Origin of the sequence: Citrobacter portucalensis (genome assembly GCF_002042885.1) — a bacterium.
GTDB lineage: Bacteria > Pseudomonadota > Gammaproteobacteria > Enterobacterales > Enterobacteriaceae > Citrobacter > Citrobacter portucalensis.
Map to the genome: position 1 here is coordinate 165792 of NZ_MVFY01000004.1, position 16942 is coordinate 182733.

Genomic DNA, 16942 nt, shown 5'->3' on the forward strand with positions numbered 1-16942 from the left:
GCCCTTCAGTCAACAGAGGGGGAAATGGCTTCCCGGGTCCACTGCCCGTTAATCAGGCGCAGCAGGTTCAGAGGGTTGTCATCCTGGACAGCAGGCGGAAGCAGCGCGGCAGGCACATTTTGCAGGCATACCGGGCGTAAAAAACGGTCGATGGATTGCGTCCCTACCGAGGTACCGCGAGCATCGGTGGTGGCAGGCCACGGACCACCGTGCACCATGGCATCACAAACCTCGACACCGGTTGGATAACCGTTAAACAAAACGCGTCCCGCTTTTTCAGTGAGGGCTGGCAGCAGGCGCTGCGCCAGCGGCCCATCATCAGATTCAGCGTGCACAGTAGCCGTCAGTTGGCCCGGAATCACACGCAAAATGGACTGCAACTCCGCCTCATCGGCCACCTCGACCAACACCGCCAGCGGGCCAAACACCTCCTGCTGTAGCAGCGGATCCTGTGCCAGCAGCAGCGAAGCCGGAGCCTGATACAACCGGGCCTGCGCGCGGCCGATAACCGATTCATCAGACCCAGCCAGACGCTGAATATGCGGATGTGCCTCAAGCGCGCTGATACCCTCTTCATAATGGGCAAGCGTCGGGGCATTCAGCATGATCTGTGCCGGTGCCTGGTCAACCGCGACCTTCAGCGCCTGCGTGAAGCGGGACATACCCTCGCCGCGTAAGACAAGGATCAGCCCCGGCTTGGTACAAAACTGCCCACATCCCAAAGTGAAAGAGGACACCAGCTCATTGGCCAGCGTTTCTGCCCGCGTGGCGACGGCCTGCGGCAGAATAATCAGCGGGTTAATGGCCGACATTTCCGCAAAGACGGGGATCGGCTGCGGACGCTGCTGCGCCAGCTGCCAGAGCGCCTTACCGCCGCGCAGCGAACCGGTAAAACCCACCGCCTGAATCGCCGGATGGCGAACCAGATCCGCGCCAATATCGGTGCCGAAAATCATGTTAAAAACGCCCGCAGGCAGGCCAGATGCCGCGACCGCACGCACAATCGCCTGGGCAGTCAATTCCGCCGTCGCCATATGTCCGGGATGGGCTTTCACCACCACCGGACAACCCGCCGCCAGCGCGGATGCGGTATCGCCTCCCGCCGTAGAAAAGGCCAGCGGAAAATTGCTGGCCCCGAACACCGCCACCGGGCCAAGCGCGGTCAGATACTGACGCAGGTCCGGGCGCGGCAGCGGCTGGCGGTCAGGGAGTGCGGTATCAATGCGTACGCCAAAGGCATCGCCCCGACGCAGCACCCCGGCAAACATGCGCAGCTGATTACTGGTACGGGTGCGCTCTCCCTGTAACCGCGCCAGCGGCAGCGCCGTTTCCTGGTGGGCTATGGCGAAAAAATCCTCACCGAGCAAATCCAGCTCGTCGGCAAGGGTGTCGAGAAAGCGGGCACGCACGTCTGGCGCTGTCTGTGAATAGACAGGAAACGCCTGGTCAGCCGCCTCCGCCGCGGCGGCGGCCTCCTCATGAGAGGCCGGGTAAAAATGGTATCCGGTCAGCTTGCCGTCAGCGGCACGCAGGCTTGGCAGCGTCGCCTCACCGCTTGCCACGCGGCGTCCGGCGATAAACTGCTGACCCGAAACAGAGAGAGGTCGCGTCATCATCACTCCTTTACTTAAAGGCCAACATCCGGCAGCTGTGGACGGGTCGCCAGCGCCTTCTCAACAATCGCCACCACTTGCGCACGGGTATCCCCTTCCAGCGCCAGACGCGGTGGACGGGTAATGGCGCTGCCACGCCCCAGCAATTCTTCACAGAGCTTGATGCACTGCACCAGATCCGGGCGCGCATCCAGATGCAGCAACGGCATAAACCAGCGGTAAAGCGCCATCGCTTCCTCATAACGCTGTTGTTTCGCCAGGCGGAACAACGTCTCCCCTTCACGCGGGAAGGCGTTCGACATTCCGGAGATCCAGCCTTCCGCCCCAACGGCAATGCTCTCGACCACCACATCATCCAGCCCAGCGAACAGCACAAAGCGGTCGCCAACAGAGTTACGCAGGTCGATAAAACGGCGGGTATCGCCGGAGGAGTCTTTGAAACAGACGATGTTGTCGCAGTCGGCAAGCGTCGCCAGGATATCCGGCGTCACGTCGTTTTTGTAAATCGGCGGGTTGTTGTACACCATGATAGGCAGGTCGGTAGCCGTAGCCACACTGCGGAAGTGGGCCGCTGTTTCATGCGGTTTTGAGGAATACACCAGCGCAGGCATCACCATAATACCGTCGACGCCTACGCGCTCTGCCTCTTTCGCCATCTTCTGTGCAAACGCGGTGGTGAATTCGGCCACCCCCGCAATGACTGGGATCTGACCGCCCGCTGCATCTTTCGCTACTTCGATGATCTGCAGCTTTTCCTGCGTGGTCAGAGAGGTGTTCTCCCCCACGCTGCCGCACACCACCAGGCCAGAAACACCATCCTTGACCAGGTTTTTCATCACCGTATGGGTGGCATCCAGATCCAGGGAATAATCGCTACGAAACTGGGTGCTGACTGCCGGGAATACACCGCTCCAGTGAATGGCTTTCTTGCTCATGTTCGGTTCCTTGTCGTCAATTTGTTAATTTAAAGTGAATGAATGGTGAATATTCACTGACAGATTGACGTTTCAGGCGACCGACTGCTTGGTGGTTTTCTTCCTCTTTGATGACGAAATTAGCACAGTGAGTGTGTCTTACCCGGCAAGCGTAATGCGAAAATCACGCGGCGTAGAGCCCGTCATCGCCTTAAACTGGCGGCTAAACGCGCTGTGATCGGTATAACCGCACTGCAACGCAATATCGGTAATCGGCGTATCGCCCGCCAGCAGTTCGGTGGCTTTTTCCAGCCGAACTTTGTGGATCATCTGGCGCGGCGTGAGATGAAAAATACGCTTACAGTAGCGCTCAATTTGCGCCACCGACATGCCGCTCAGGGCGGTTAACTCCTCCATCGCGATGGGACGGTGATAATGGTTGCGGATATGATCGTCGACGATCGCCAGCCGCTGCCACGCCGGGTGACGCGCCTGCGCTTCCTGCAGATCGTGTGAAATCCCCGCCATACCGATGACCTGGCCCTGCGCATCCCGCAGCGCCAGCTTCTGGGTCAAACACCAGCCGCGTTCACGACCGTTGTAGAGATGCATTTCCAGCTGATCGCGCAGCGTTACCCCTTCGCGCAGCACCCGCATATCCTGCTCGGTATAGCCCAGCCCAAGCGCTGAAGGGAAAACATCGGCAGAGGTTTTACCCAGCAGAGAAACCACCGTCTTAAACCCGCAGCGACGTGCCAGGGTCATATTGACCATCAAATAGCGGGCCTGCACATCTTTGATAAAAAAGACCACATTCGGAATAGCATTGAGCAGCGGCGCAATCAATGCCATCGCATGGAGCAACGTCTGGATATTGTCCGGACGCTGACGCGCCAACCCCTCACATATCTGGCTAAGTTCAGCCACTTCAGGCACCGGCGACGGGGCCCGCACATCATTAATCACACAGGACATCACGCTTCCTCCCGATTAGTGATCTGAATATTTATTAACTTTTCGTTAACTCAGCAAGCATCCTTACTGCGTTTTGCGATCCTGCCGTAGATTTATAATTTCCCCTTTTCCAGCCACTGGCGTGGTTGCCTTTTTTGGTTTACCACACCACTAACAAAATGATTAATAACAAATAAATATGATATCGCCTTAACGATGACAGCGGCCATTATGCTGATTTCGTCATTTACGGTGACGAAAGCGATCAAGCAGGGATGCAAAGCTTGCGTCAGCATTTAGCAACATAATATTAACTTTCCGGAGATCCTATGACAGCACAGTACAGTGAACTGAGAGTGATTGATTCTCACACCGGCGGTGAACCCACTCGCCTGGTCATCGACGGCTTTCCGGATCTGGGAACGGGGAACATGAGCGAGCGTCGCGAGCGCTTTTCCCGCGACTACGACGACTGGCGTAAAGCCATTATTCTTGAGCCACGCGGTAACGACGTTCTGGTCGGTGCATTGCTCTGTGAACCGGTTTCGCCACAGGCCACGGCGGGAGTTATCTTCTTTAACAACTGCGGCTTTCTGAACATGTGCGGTCACGGCACCATCGGGCTGATTGCCTCGCTGGCATGGCTTGGACGCATTCAACCCGGTAAACATCTGATTGAAACGCCGGTGGGCGATGTGACCGCCGCGCTGCACGAAGACGGCAGCGTCTCGGTCGAAAACGTGCCGGCCTACCGCTGGCGTAAGCAGGTACAGGTTGAAACCATCCACGGTACGGTAACGGGTGATATCGCCTGGGGCGGCAACTGGTTCTTCCTCGTCAACGATCATCCGTTCGCGGTCTCGCCGGAAAAGATCCCTGAATTGACGGAGTACGCATGGGCAATCCGTGAAGGGTTAGATCGTGCAGGCATCCGTGGCGAACATGACGGCATTATCGATCACATCGAACTGTTTGCAGAAGATGATCGCGCGGACAGCCGCAGCTTTGTACTCTGCCCCGGTAAAGCCTGGGATCGATCGCCCTGCGGCACCGGCACCAGCGCTAAGCTGGCCTGTCTGGCAGAGGACGGAAAACTCAAATCCGGAGAATCCTGGCGGCAGGCGAGCATCATCGGCAGCGAATTTACGGCGCATTTCGTGCCGCATGGCGACAAGATCGTCCCGACGATCCGCGGAGAGGCATGGGTCTGTGGTGATAACAAGCTGATCCTCAATCCTGAAGATCCGTTCTGCTGGGGGATCTCGCTGTGATCGAAAGTGACGTCATCGTCATCGGTGCCGGGATTATCGGGGCCGCCTGCGCCTGGCAACTGGCCGCTCGCGGACAGAGAGTCACGCTGGTCGATGACGGCAATGCGGGCGCGACGGCGGCGGGTATGGGTCACCTGGTGTGCATGGATGACGATCCTGCGGAGCTCGCACTCTCCGCCTGGTCTCTGGCAAGCTGGCGCAAACTGACACCCCGGATGCCGGAAAGCTGTGCCTGGCGCGGATGCGGCACGCTGTGGCTGGCGGAAACGCCGCAAGAGCTTGCGCTGGCAGAAGAAAAAAAACAACGAATGGCACAATACCAGGTTGTCAGCGAAATGCAGACCCGCGATCGGCTTGCCGCGCGCGAACCGCTGCTCACCACCGGACTCACTGGCGGGCTGTGGGTCCCCGGCGACGGGATAGTTTACGCCCCAAACGTCGCCCGCTGGTTTATTAACGATGCCGATCTAACGCACCTTCGGGATAGCGCCCTCACTGTTGATGCCCCTTACGTCACCCTACACAGCGGCAAACGACTGCGCGCGCGCGCCATCGTCATCGCCAGCGGTCTGGGTGCCAACACGCTGCTGGGTGAAAACTGGCTCAGACCCAAAAAAGGTCAGTTGGCGATCACCGACCGCTACGGCCCCTTGCTCAGCCACCAGCTGGTAGAGTTGGGATACGGTGCCAGCGCCCATGCAGGCGGCACCTCAGTGGCATTTAACATTCAGCCACGCCCCACCGGACAGTTGCTGATTGGCTCCTCCCGCCAGTTTGATAACACCGACCGCGAGGTTGACCTCCCCCTGCTGGCACAGATGCTGGCGCGAGCGCGCCATTTTTTACCCTCTCTGGAGACGCTAAATATCATCCGTTGCTGGAGTGGTTTTCGCGCGGCATCGGCTGACGGCAACCCGCTGATTGGCCCACATCCTGCGCGTCCGGGTATCTGGCTGGCGCTGGGACATGAAGGACTGGGCGTCACAACCGCGCCAGCAACCGCCGAGTTACTTTGCGCCCAGATCCTTGGCGAGCGCCCGGCGGTGTCCCCGGATGCCTGGCTCCCCGCTCGCCTGCACAAGCAGGAGGCCATCGCATGACAACCCTGAACGTAATTATCGACGGCCAGACCTGTGAGGTTCCCGTCGGAATGAGTATTGCAGCAGCACTGGTCCTGGTGGGCAACGGCGTGACCCGTCGTTCGGTGAGTGGTCAACTGCGCGCGCCCTTCTGCGGAATGGGGGTGTGTCAGGAGTGCCGCGTCACGGTGAACGGGCACCGGGTACTGGCCTGCCAGACGGAATGCCAGCCCGAAATGGTGATTGAAAGGAGCCATCATGCAAAGCGTTGACAGTGAGATCCTGATCCTTGGCGCAGGGCCTGCCGGATTGTCGGCGGCACTGGCTGCCGCACGCTGTGGAAAATTGGTGATAATCCTTGATGATAACCCGCGCCCCGGCGGGCAAATCTGGCGCGACGGGCCGCAGGTTTCGCTCCCCCGGCACGCCAGGCGGCTTCGTCAGGCGGTAGCTGAACATCCCAACATCACACTGCTGAGCGGTGCCCGGCTAATTGCCCGCCCCACCCCACATTCCGTAGTCTTTGAAACCGCAGGCGACTGCGGCGAAATCCGCTGGCAGCGGCTGATTTTATGCTGCGGCGCCAGAGAACTCTCGCTGCCTTTTCCCGGCTGGACGCTACCCAATGTGACGGGGGCCGGAGGCCTGCAGGCGCAGATAAAACATGGCCTGCAACTCAAGGGGGAACGCGTGGTCATTGCAGGCAGCGGTCCTCTTCTGCTGGCGGTCGCCAGTACAGTGAAACGCGCTGGCGGGAATATTGTCGCCATCATCGAACAGGCCCCGATGAGCGCACTGGCCCGTTTCGCAACCGGGCTATGGCGCTGGCCTGAAAAATTGCGTCAGTTCGGCGAGCTCTTTCCAGCCCGCTATCATCCGGCAAGCCAGGTCATCCAAGCGCAGGGTGATACCTGTCTGCAGTCAGTGACCGTGCGCCACCAGGGGCAAACCCGGGAGATCGTCTGCGACAGGCTGGCCATTGGCTATGGGCTGGTACCGAATATAGAACCTGCCGCAATCTTTGGCTGCAAAACAGAAAATCAGGCTATTTGGGTCGACGCGGAGCAACGCACCAGCGTGCAGGATATCTATGCGGCAGGAGAATGCACCGGCTTTGGCGGCAGCGAGCTGGCGTTAGCCGAGGGAGAAATTGCCGGCTACGCCGCCGCAAATTGTCCGCAAAAGGCCCAAAGCGCCATCTCCGCGCGCACCCGCTGGCAGCGTTTTGCCCAGGCGTTGCATACGACGTTTGCGCTGCCGGAGTCGCTAAAAGCCGCGACCACCGCGGATACGCTACTCTGCCGTTGTGAGGATATTCGTTGTGGCGACGTGCAAAACGCCGAAAGCTGGCAGGCTGCAAAGCTCGCCTCACGCTGTGGAATGGGGGCCTGTCAGGGGAAAGTCTGCGCCACCAGCGCCCGCTGGCTGTACGGCTGGCCGCTGCCGCAGCCGCGCGAACCGCTCTCCCCCGCTCGTGTCGACACGCTTATCCATCTCGCAAAGCCAGAGGGCTGATGGTCAGGTATAAAGGCGCCCACTGGCGCCTTTTTTAATGTGGTGTATCCGTAGACCGTTTCGTCAAAGGGAATAATTTTTATCTTCACCCATATCTATTTCGCTCTGTGTATTGGGAACCGAGCATCCTATTTCTGCCAAACATTCAAAAATATAAAGGGAATGTAATGCATATTTAAAATATGATAAACCCAACACTTCAAATTACCGATATTGCTTTTATTAACAAGCAGAAACCAGCATAACACCCCAGGAAATAATCTTTTCTTTTCGTATAGTTAGAAAAATAACACTTACTAAAGCAAGGTTTATTCTTATACCCCCCCCTATGAATAAGCATGAATAACTAAAAAATAATATGGCGAAAAAAGTTTTTCATTTAATCTGCGAATTCGATAATGAATATTGTTTTTAGTGTTGGCCGAAATAGACACAGCAATGCTTGATTAAGTGATATTTTGCGAGCATCATCGCAATTATTTACCCGAAAATGAAATCAATGACTTCCAGTAAATCCCTGCAACAGGCAATTGCCGACATCACCATCTGGCGTAAAGGCGAGCAGCGCGCGCCGCACAAGCCCCTACTGCTGCTTCACGTGCTGGCGGGGTATCAGCAGGGTCACGGTCGCCTGTTTGACTACGGGTCGGAAGTTCGCGACTCGTTGCATAGCCTGCTGGAGCGATTTGGGCCACAGCGCGCGCAGTACCGCCCCGATATGCCCTTCTGGCGCTTACAGGGAGATAGGTTCTGGGAACTACAAAACGCCGAGCATTGCTCAACATCCGGCAGCAGCAAACAGCCCCCCGCCGGAGAACTGGTGACGCATAACGTTGCCGGAGGTTTTGATGAACAGCATTTTGCCCTGCTGAAAAAGAGCAAAAACCTCATTAACACCCTGGCACAGCAAATTCTCGAGGCTCACTTCACCGAAAGCATCCAGGAAGAGATCGCGGATGAACTGGGATTTGATATCCTGCAAATCCGCAAACAGCGGGCCCCATTGTTCCGCCAGCAGGTTCTGCGTGCCTATAACTATGAATGCGCCATCTGCGGCTTCAATATGCGCCACGACAGCACCTCAGTCGCCCTGGAAGCCGCCCATATCAAATGGAAACAGCACGGCGGCCCATGCGAGATTTCAAACGGCCTGGCGCTGTGTGCAATTCATCATAAAGCCTTTGATAAAGGTTCGATTGGGCTGGATGAAAGTATGCGGGTACGAATTTCGTCTGCAGTAAATGGCAGTAATATTGTCTCCAGGCTATTTTGGGACTTTTCAGGAGTTCAGATTCATCTTCCAAAAAATAAAGAGGACTATCCTCAAGACAAATTTATTGAGTGGCATCAACAAGAAGTTTTCAGGACATAAAAATATTAATCCATTGATGGTGATCAACATGTCGTTTCCAAGTTATAAAGAGATAGAAATCCCCCTGCTTTTAAATATTTACACCAGAGGGGGAGAAGTAAGTTCCTCCTCATGTTACGAGCCGTTGGGCAAAGAGTTCGGCCTGACAAACGAAGAAATGAACATGTTACTCCCTGATGATACTAATCGCCCTCAATGGAACAACATGGTCCAATGGGCGAGAAAAAAGCTTGTTGACTACAAGTATCTCCACAATGCAAAAGAATCAGGCCTTGGTGTCTGGAAGCTCACGCCAGATGGCATCAAAAAGGCAGAATCGCTTTCCACCCGATTAAATATCGATTATCCAGATGATGTTCCAGAAACCTTTTACGAAGGTGCCGTAAAGCAAATCAAAGTAAACAAATACGAACGTAGTAAAACGGCAAGAGACAAATGCATAGATCATTACGGCTGTCAGTGCAGCGTGTGCAATATGGATTTTGAGGAAACATATGGTGAAACCGGGAAGGACTATATTCACGTCCACCATATTACTCCGCTGTCTGATATTGGAGAGCGCTACAAACTGGATCCCGTAAAAGACCTTCGCCCTGTCTGCCCCAATTGCCATGCCATGATCCACAGACAAAAACCCTCACTCACTATTGAGGCATTAAAAACCTTAATGAAAAAAGCACAAAAACAGGAACAAGTGAGTACTGCCTGTTAAACACAGAACAATAAGTGGGGCAGGAAGTTGATAACATACTTACAAAATAGTGAGTTACATTAAATTCTGACGATTGAATGTACAACTGGAGAGAGGTAGCATGCACTGATGCCTCCTCCATTAACGGATTATCCTAATACGTCAGCATCCCAAAGGCTGGCCTGAACGCGGAACGTGCATGAACAAATCCAACTTCGATTTCCTGAAAGGCGTAAACGATTTCACTTACGCCATTGCCTGCGCGGCGGAAAACAACTACCCCGACGACCCGAATACGACACTGGTAAAAATGCGCATGTTTGGCGAAGCGACGGCCAAACACCTGGGGTTATTACTGGATATTCCTCCCTGCGAAAACCAGCACGACCTGCTGCGTGAGCTGGGCAAAATCGCCTTCATTGACGACAGCATTCTTTCCGTTTTCCATAAGCTGCGCCGTATCGGTAATCAGGCCGTTCACGAATACCATAACGATCTCGATGATGCCCAGATGTGTCTGCGCCTCGGATTCCGTCTTGCCGTTTGGTACTACCGGCTGGTGACCAAAGATTACGATTTCCCGGTGCCAACGTTTGTGATGCCTGAACACGGCGAGGATCGCTACCACGCCGAGGTTCTCACTCTCAAACAACAGCTGGAGCAGCAGACACAGGAAAAAGTACACAGCCAGGCCGAGCTGGAAGCTCAGCAGCAAAGACTGGTTGCGCTCAACGGCTACATTGCCATCCTTGAGGGCAAACAGCAGGAAACCGAAGCCCAGACCAAAGCCCGCGTGGCTGCCCTGGAAGCACAGCTCGCTGCCAAAAATGCCGAGTTAGCAAAACAGACCGAGCAGGAACGTAAGGCCTATCACAAAGAGATCACCGACCAGGCTATCAAGCGCACGCTGAATCTCAGCGAAGAAGAGAGTCGCTTCCTGATTGACGCCCAGTTGCGTAAAGCGGGCTGGCAGGCTGATAGCAAAACGTTACGCTTTGCCAAAGGCGCTCGCCCGGAACCCGGCGTCAACAAAGCGATAGCCGAATGGCCGACCGGTACAGATGAAACGGGTAAAACAGGCTTTGCCGATTACGTGCTGTTCGTTGGCCTTAAGCCCATTGCCGTCGTTGAAGCTAAACGCAAAAATACCGATGTACCCAGCAAGCTCAATGAATCTTACCGCTACAGCAAATACTTCGATAACGCCTTCTTACGCGACACGCTGCTGGAGCACTACGCTCCCGACGACGTACACGAAGCCGTGCCCGAGTATGAAATCAGCTGGCAGGACACCAGCGGTAAACAGCGCTTTAAAATCCCTTTCTGCTACTCCACCAACGGGCGCGAATACCGCGCGGCGATGAAGACCAAAAGCGGCATCTGGTATCGCGACGTCCGCCACACCACCAACATGTCAAAAGCGCTGCCGGAATGGCATCGCCCGGAAGAGCTGCTGGATATGCTGGGCAGCGACCCGCAGAAACAAAACCAGTGGTTTGCTGAAAACCCCGGAATGAGCGAACTCGGCCTGCGCTATTACCAGGAAGATGCCGTCCGTGCGGTAGAAAAGGCTATCGTTAACGGCCAGCAAGAAATTCTGCTGGCGATGGCGACCGGTACCGGTAAAACCCGTACCGCCATCGCCCTGATGTTCCGCCTGATCCAGTCGCAGCGTTTCAAACGCGTGCTGTTCCTAGTCGACCGTCGCTCGCTCGGCGAGCAGGCGCTGGGGTCGTTTGAAGACACACGCATTAACGGCGATACCTTTAACAGCATTTTTGATATCAAAGGCTTGACCGACAAATTCCCGGAAGACAGCACCAAAATTCACGTCGCCACGGTGCAGTCACTGGTCAAACGCACGCTGCAATCTGATGAACCGATGCCAGTCGGCCGCTACGACTGTATCGTCGTCGATGAAGCGCACCGCGGCTACATTCTCGATAAAGAGCAGACCGAAGGCGAGCTGCAGTTCCGCAGTCAGCTGGATTACGTTTCCGCCTACCGTCGCATTCTCGATCACTTCGATGCGGTAAAAATTGCCCTGACCGCCACGCCAGCGCTGCACACGGTCGATATTTTCGGCGAGCCGGTTTACCGCTACACCTACCGTACGGCGGTGATCGACGGCTACTTGATTGACCAGGATCCGCCGATTAAGATCGTCACCCGCAACGCGCAGGATGGGGTCTATCTTTCCGAGGGTGAACAGGTGGAACGCCTGAACCCGCAGGGCGAGCTGATCAACGACACATTGGCTGACGATCAGGATTTTGAGGTCGCTGATTTTAACCGTGGCCTGGTGATCCCGGCGTTTAACCGCGCGGTATGCGGTGAGCTGACCAAATACCTGGATCCCACCGGGCAGCAAAAAACGCTGGTGTTCTGCGTCACCAACGCCCATGCCGATATGGTGGTGGACGAGCTGCGCACCGCGTTTAAGAAAAAGTACCCGCAGCTGGAACACGACGCGATCATCAAGATCACTGGTGACGCCGATAAAGACGCGAAGAAAGTGCAAAGCATGATCGTCCGCTTCAACAAAGAGCGGCTGCCGAATATCGTGGTCACCGTCGATCTGCTGACCACCGGCGTGGATATTCCGTCTATCTGTAATATTGTGTTCCTGCGCAAAGTCAAAAGCCGCATTCTCTACGAGCAGATGAAGGGGCGCGCCACGCGTCTGTGCCCGTCAGTAGGGAAAACCAGCTTTAAGATTTTCGACTGCGTCGATATCTACAGCTCGCTGGAAAGCGTCGACACCATGCGTCCGGTGGTTGTGCGTCCGCAGGTGGAACTGCAAACGCTGGTCAACGAAATTACCGACTCAGAAACCTACAAAACCATCGAAGCGGATGGCCGCAGTTTTGCCGAACACAGCCATGAACAGCTGGTCGCCAAGCTGCAGCGAATCATCGGCCTCGCCACCTATAACCGCGATCGCAGCGAAACGGTGGATAAGCAGGTCCGCCGCCTGGACGAGCTATGCCTGGATGCCGCGGGCGTTAACTTCGGCGGCCTGGCCTCACGCCTGCGGGAAAAAGGGCCGCACTGGAGCGCCGAGATTTTCAATAAGCTTCCCGGCTTTATCGCCCGCCTCGAAAGGCTTAAAACCGATATCAACGCCCTGCGCGAGGCCCCTATTTTCCTCGATATTGACGATGAGGTGGTAAGCGTCAAATCGCTGTACGGCGATTACGACACGCCGCAGGATTTCCTCGAAGCCTTCGATGCGCTGGTGCAACACGCTCCTAACGCCCAGCCGGCGCTGCAGGCGGTGATCAATCGCCCGCGCGACCTCACCCGTAAAGGGCTGGTGGAATTGCAGGAGTGGTTTGACCGCCAGCATTTTGAAGAGTCCTCCCTGCGCAGCGCGTGGAAAGCAACGCGCAATCAGGATATCGCCGCCAGGCTGATTGGCCATATCCGTCGTGCGGCGGTGGGCGATGCGCTCAAACCGTTCGACGAACGTGTCGACCACGCGCTGGCGCGTATCAAAGGCGAGAACGACTGGAGCGACGAACAGCTAAGCTGGCTCGACCGTTTAGCGCAGGCGCTAAAAGAGAAAGTGGTGCTCGACGACGACGTGTTCAAAACCGGCAATTTCCACCGCCGCGGCGGTAAGCCAATGTTACAACGCACCTTTGACGACAACCTCGACAGCGTGCTGGATAAGTTCAGCGATTACATCTGGGACGAACTGGCTTAAGAGGGTATCATCCCCGTTTTCGCCGGATGGCGGCGATGCCTTATCCGGCCTACAGGGTTACGTGTAGGCCTGATAAGCGAAGCGCCATCAGGCATTTGAAACGCTCAATCACTTTTGCGACCCACAATGGTGGTCGCCATGTCAAATGGGATCTTCAATGAACAATAACGATCTGGTCGCCAAGCTGTGGAAACTGTGCGACAACCTGCGCGACGGCGGCGTCTCCTATCAAAACTACGTCAATGAACTCGCCTCGCTGCTGTTTTTGAAAATGTGTAAAGAAACCGGCCAGGAAGCGGACTACCTGCCGGAAGGCTACCGCTGGGATGACCTGAAATCCCGTATTGGTCAGGATCAGATGCAGTTCTACCGTAACCTGCTGGTTCAGTTAGGCTCAGATGAGAAAAAGCTGGTGCAGGCGGTATTCCATAATGTCAGCACCACCATTGAACAGCCTAAACAGCTGACTGAACTGGTCAGCTATATGGACGCGCTGGACTGGTACAATGGCAACCACGGCAAGTCCCGCGATGACTTCGGCGATATGTACGAAGGGCTGCTGCAGAAGAACGCCAACGAAACCAAATCCGGCGCGGGCCAGTACTTCACCCCGCGTCCGCTGATCAAAACCATTATCCATCTGCTGAAGCCGCAGCCGCGTGAAGTGGTACAAGACCCGGCTGCGGGTACGGCGGGCTTTTTGATTGAAGCCGACCGTTACGTGAAATCACAGACTCACGATCTGGATGACCTTGACGGCGATACCCAGGATTTCCAGATCCACCGCGCGTTTATCGGCCTCGAACTGGTGCCCGGCACCCGTCGTCTGGCGCTGATGAACTGTCTGCTGCACGATATTGAAGGCAACCTCGACCACGGCGGCGCCATCCGTCTGGGGAACACGCTGGGCAGCGACGGCGAGAATTTACCGCAGGCCGATATCGTCGCCACCAACCCACCGTTTGGCAGCGCCGCGGGCACCAACATTACCCGCACCTTCGTCCACCCGACCAGCAACAAACAGCTGTGCTTTATGCAGCATATTATCGAAACCCTGCGCCCCGGCGGCCGTGCAGCAGTAGTCGTGCCGGATAACGTGCTGTTTGAAGGCGGCAAGGGTACCGATATTCGTCGCGACCTGATGGACAAATGTCATCTGCACACCATCCTGCGTCTGCCGACCGGCATCTTTTACGCTCAGGGCGTCAAAACCAACGTGCTGTTCTTTACCAAAGGCACGGTAGCCAATCCCAATCAGGATAAAAACTGCACCGACGACGTGTGGGTGTATGACCTGCGGACTAATATGCCGAGCTTCGGCAAGCGCACGCCGTTTACTGAGCAGCACCTGCAGCCGTTTGAAACCGTCTACGGTGTGGACCCGCACGGCTTAAGCCCGCGCACCGAAGGCGAGTGGAGCTTTAACGCCGAAGAGAGCGAAGTCGCCGACAGCGAAGAGAACAAAAACACCGATCAGCACCAGGCCACCAGCCGCTGGCGTAAGTTCAGCCGCGAGTGGATCCGCAGCGCAAAATCCGATTCGCTGGATATCTCCTGGCTGAAGGATAAGGACAGCATTGACGCCGACAGCTTGCCGGAACCGGATGTGCTGGCGGCAGAAGCGATGAGCGAGCTGGTGCAGGCGCTGGGCGAGCTGGATGCGCTGATGCGCGAACTGGGCGCGGGGGATGAGGCAGATGCGCAGCGTCAGTTGCTGAATGCTGAATTTGGCGAGGTGAAGGAATGAGTGCGGGGAAATTGCCAGAGGGGTGGGTAAACACAACCATCGGAGATATCTCGGTTAAATGTTCACAACGAGTACCTGATGAAAGCGAGCAATTCATCTATGTTGATATTGGTAGCATAAATCGTGAACTCAAGGTAATTGAAAACCCTCAACACCTTACTGGTAAAGATGCTCCAAGCCGGGCAAGAAAAGAGATTAAAGCACATGACATCATTGTTTCGCTAACAAGACCGAATTTAAATGCTGTCGCTTTAGTCAGCGAAAAATATGATGAACAAATTGCCTCAACCGGCTTCGAGGTTATTCGGCCAACTCTGGTAGAGAGTCGATACATTTTTGCACTGGTTCGCTCACGTCATTTTATTGATTCAATTTCAGGGTTAGTTCAGGGAGCATTGTACCCAGCGGCAAAGTCTAGTGATGTTCAATCCTATAAGTTTCCTCTACCACCGCTCGCTGAACAAAAAATCATCGCCGAAAAACTCGATACGCTGCTGGCGCAGGTAGACAGCACCAAAGCACGTCTTGAGCAAATCCCGCAAATCCTGAAACGTTTTCGTCAGGCTATTTTGACTGCTGCTATTAGTGGTAGGTTGACAGATAAATGGAGAAAATTAACTGATTTACAAACTATATGGAAATCTTACACTCTTGGAGAATTGGTAACTATAGATCGAGGCAGTTCGCCAAGACCAATTAAAGATTATATCACCACCGATGAGAATGGTGTTAACTGGATAAAAATTGGCGATACAAAAGAAGGCGAGAAATATATACGTTCAACTAAAGAAAGAATAACAAGAGAAGGCTCTAAGAAATCCAGAAAAGTAACTCCTGGTGATTTTATACTTTCAAATTCAATGTCTCTTGGCAGGGCATACATAGTTGAAATAGAAGGTTATGTTCATGATGGATGGTTTATTTTACGCCTACCTGAAAATATCGATAAGAACTATTTTTATTACCTGTTGTCGTCATCACAACTCCAAACACAGTTCTCAAGTTTAGCTGTGGGTGGGGTCGTCCAAAACATTAGAAGTGAATTGGTTAAACAAGCTATCGTAAATATACCACCACTCCAAGAACAAGCTGAAATCGTCCGTCGCATCGAACAACTCTTCGCCTACGCCGACACCATCGAAAAACAGGTCAACAGCGCCCTAACCCGCGTCAACAGCCTCACCCAGTCGATCCTGGCAAAAGCCTTCCGCGGCGAGCTTACCGCCCAGTGGCGTGCGGAAAACCCGGATCTCATCAGCGGTGAAAACAGCGCCGCCGCCTTGCTGGAGAAAATCAAGGCCGAACGCGCCGCCAGCGGCGGTAAAAAAACCTCGCGTAAAAAAGCCTGACGCTTATTTCAAGCGCACCTCACCGGTGCGCTTTTTTACACTTCATCCTTCAAGTTGCCTCGGCGTTGGCAGCGTTCGCTCACCCCAGTCACGTATTTATATACGCTCCTGGGGACTCGTTCTCTTGCCGCCTTGATGCAACTCGAATGATTTTGTGTATATTATTTTCCCGCAATCATAACCATCAAAAATATATCCAGTTTATTCCTGAACATTCCCATTACAGTCTATTTTCAGCTGGACTTTTCTTTTATTTACTGATGATATGCACAGGTATTTAGCGCGATATGGCCGTGCGGGAACACGGCCATATCGCTCATCACAATCACTATTCATAGGAAATAGCTATCATGACTACCGTTCATTCTATTGCAGATCCGTGCGATCCAGAAGTCTCCCCGGCAAATAATCGTCTGGGTACCGTCACTTATGCGAGTCGTTATCCGGATTACACGCATGTTCCGGCAATTATTATGAAAGGCCAGTGGCTGGAAGCCGCCGGTTTCGCTACCGGCTGTAGATTCGATGTCAAAGTAATGCCCGGCTGCATTGTGCTAACGACAAAACTGCCGGAGCCGGAAGAACCCGCGTTATTGCAGTCGCTGCGTCGGGTGTGCAAACTGTCCGCGCGTAAGCAACGGCAGGTACAGGAATTTATCGATGTGATTACCGGTAAACGTACCACCTGACGCACACCGCTCCCGACAGCGAGTCGGGAGCGGTGTGCC

General features: G+C 54.8%; 13 protein-coding genes. 10 read left to right on the top strand and 3 right to left on the bottom strand.

What is annotated here, in order from left to right; genetic code table 11:
* Positions 1–5: 5 nt before the first annotated feature.
* The 3 genes from BZK40_RS07930 to BZK40_RS07940 all read right to left on the bottom strand — a co-directional run bounded on the left by BZK40_RS07930 (position 6) and on the right by BZK40_RS07940 (position 3502).
* The gene (locus tag BZK40_RS07930) at positions 6–1613 is read right to left on the bottom strand and encodes an aldehyde dehydrogenase (NADP(+)) (RefSeq protein WP_079934444.1); all 1608 of its coding nucleotides are present in this window, start codon (positions 1611–1613) and stop codon (positions 6–8) included.
* Between the two features lie 14 nt (positions 1614–1627).
* Positions 1628–2548: a dihydrodipicolinate synthase family protein gene (locus tag BZK40_RS07935; RefSeq protein WP_003830108.1), complete on the bottom strand. Its 921-nt coding sequence runs from the start codon at positions 2546–2548 to the stop codon at positions 1628–1630.
* A gap of 138 nt (positions 2549–2686) precedes the next feature.
* Complete coding sequence (locus BZK40_RS07940; RefSeq protein WP_008786078.1) at positions 2687–3502, bottom strand: AraC family transcriptional regulator; 816 nt, start codon at positions 3500–3502, stop codon at positions 2687–2689.
* Positions 3503–3810: 308 nt separating this feature from the next.
* Here BZK40_RS07940 and BZK40_RS07950 point away from each other — a divergent pair, with 308 nt between their 5' ends.
* The 10 genes from BZK40_RS07950 to symE all read left to right on the top strand — a co-directional run bounded on the left by BZK40_RS07950 (position 3811) and on the right by symE (position 16903).
* Complete coding sequence (locus BZK40_RS07950; RefSeq protein ID WP_079934446.1) at positions 3811–4752, top strand: 4-hydroxyproline epimerase; 942 nt, start codon at positions 3811–3813, stop codon at positions 4750–4752.
* Positions 4749–5852 (top strand): NAD(P)/FAD-dependent oxidoreductase, encoded by a 1104-nt coding sequence (locus BZK40_RS07955; RefSeq protein WP_079934447.1) that lies wholly within the window; start codon positions 4749–4751, stop codon positions 5850–5852. The genes BZK40_RS07950 and BZK40_RS07955 overlap by 4 nt, the downstream gene beginning before the upstream one ends.
* Positions 5849–6103 carry a (2Fe-2S)-binding protein gene (locus BZK40_RS07960; RefSeq protein ID WP_048227173.1) on the top strand — a complete coding sequence of 85 codons (255 nt, stop codon included), beginning with the start codon at positions 5849–5851 and terminating at the stop codon, positions 6101–6103. Before BZK40_RS07955 ends, BZK40_RS07960 begins: the two co-directional genes overlap by 4 nt.
* Positions 6090–7346 (top strand): NAD(P)/FAD-dependent oxidoreductase, encoded by a 1257-nt coding sequence (locus tag BZK40_RS07965; protein WP_079934448.1) that lies wholly within the window; start codon positions 6090–6092, stop codon positions 7344–7346. The genes BZK40_RS07960 and BZK40_RS07965 overlap by 14 nt, the downstream gene beginning before the upstream one ends.
* A gap of 499 nt (positions 7347–7845) precedes the next feature.
* Positions 7846–8718, top strand: a complete 873-nt coding sequence (locus BZK40_RS07970; RefSeq protein WP_079934449.1) for a phosphorothioated DNA-binding restriction endonuclease — start codon at positions 7846–7848, stop codon at positions 8716–8718.
* Positions 8719–8746: 28 nt separating this feature from the next.
* The gene (locus BZK40_RS07975; protein ID WP_079934498.1) at positions 8747–9430 is read left to right on the top strand and encodes a winged helix-turn-helix domain-containing protein; all 684 of its coding nucleotides are present in this window, start codon (positions 8747–8749) and stop codon (positions 9428–9430) included.
* Between the two features lie 178 nt (positions 9431–9608).
* A complete protein-coding gene (gene hsdR / locus BZK40_RS07980) occupies positions 9609–13118 on the top strand; it encodes a type I restriction-modification system endonuclease (RefSeq protein ID WP_079934450.1) in 3510 nt (1169 codons plus the stop codon).
* Between the two features lie 157 nt (positions 13119–13275).
* Complete coding sequence (locus BZK40_RS07985; protein WP_079934451.1) at positions 13276–14865, top strand: type I restriction-modification system subunit M; 1590 nt, start codon at positions 13276–13278, stop codon at positions 14863–14865.
* A complete protein-coding gene (locus tag BZK40_RS07990) occupies positions 14862–16214 on the top strand; it encodes a restriction endonuclease subunit S (RefSeq protein ID WP_079934452.1) in 1353 nt (450 codons plus the stop codon). The genes BZK40_RS07985 and BZK40_RS07990 overlap by 4 nt, the downstream gene beginning before the upstream one ends.
* Positions 16215–16564: 350 nt before the next feature.
* Positions 16565–16903: an endoribonuclease SymE gene (symE, locus tag BZK40_RS08000; RefSeq protein WP_079934454.1), complete on the top strand. Its 339-nt coding sequence runs from the start codon at positions 16565–16567 to the stop codon at positions 16901–16903.
* The last annotated feature ends 39 nt before the right edge of the window (positions 16904–16942 follow it).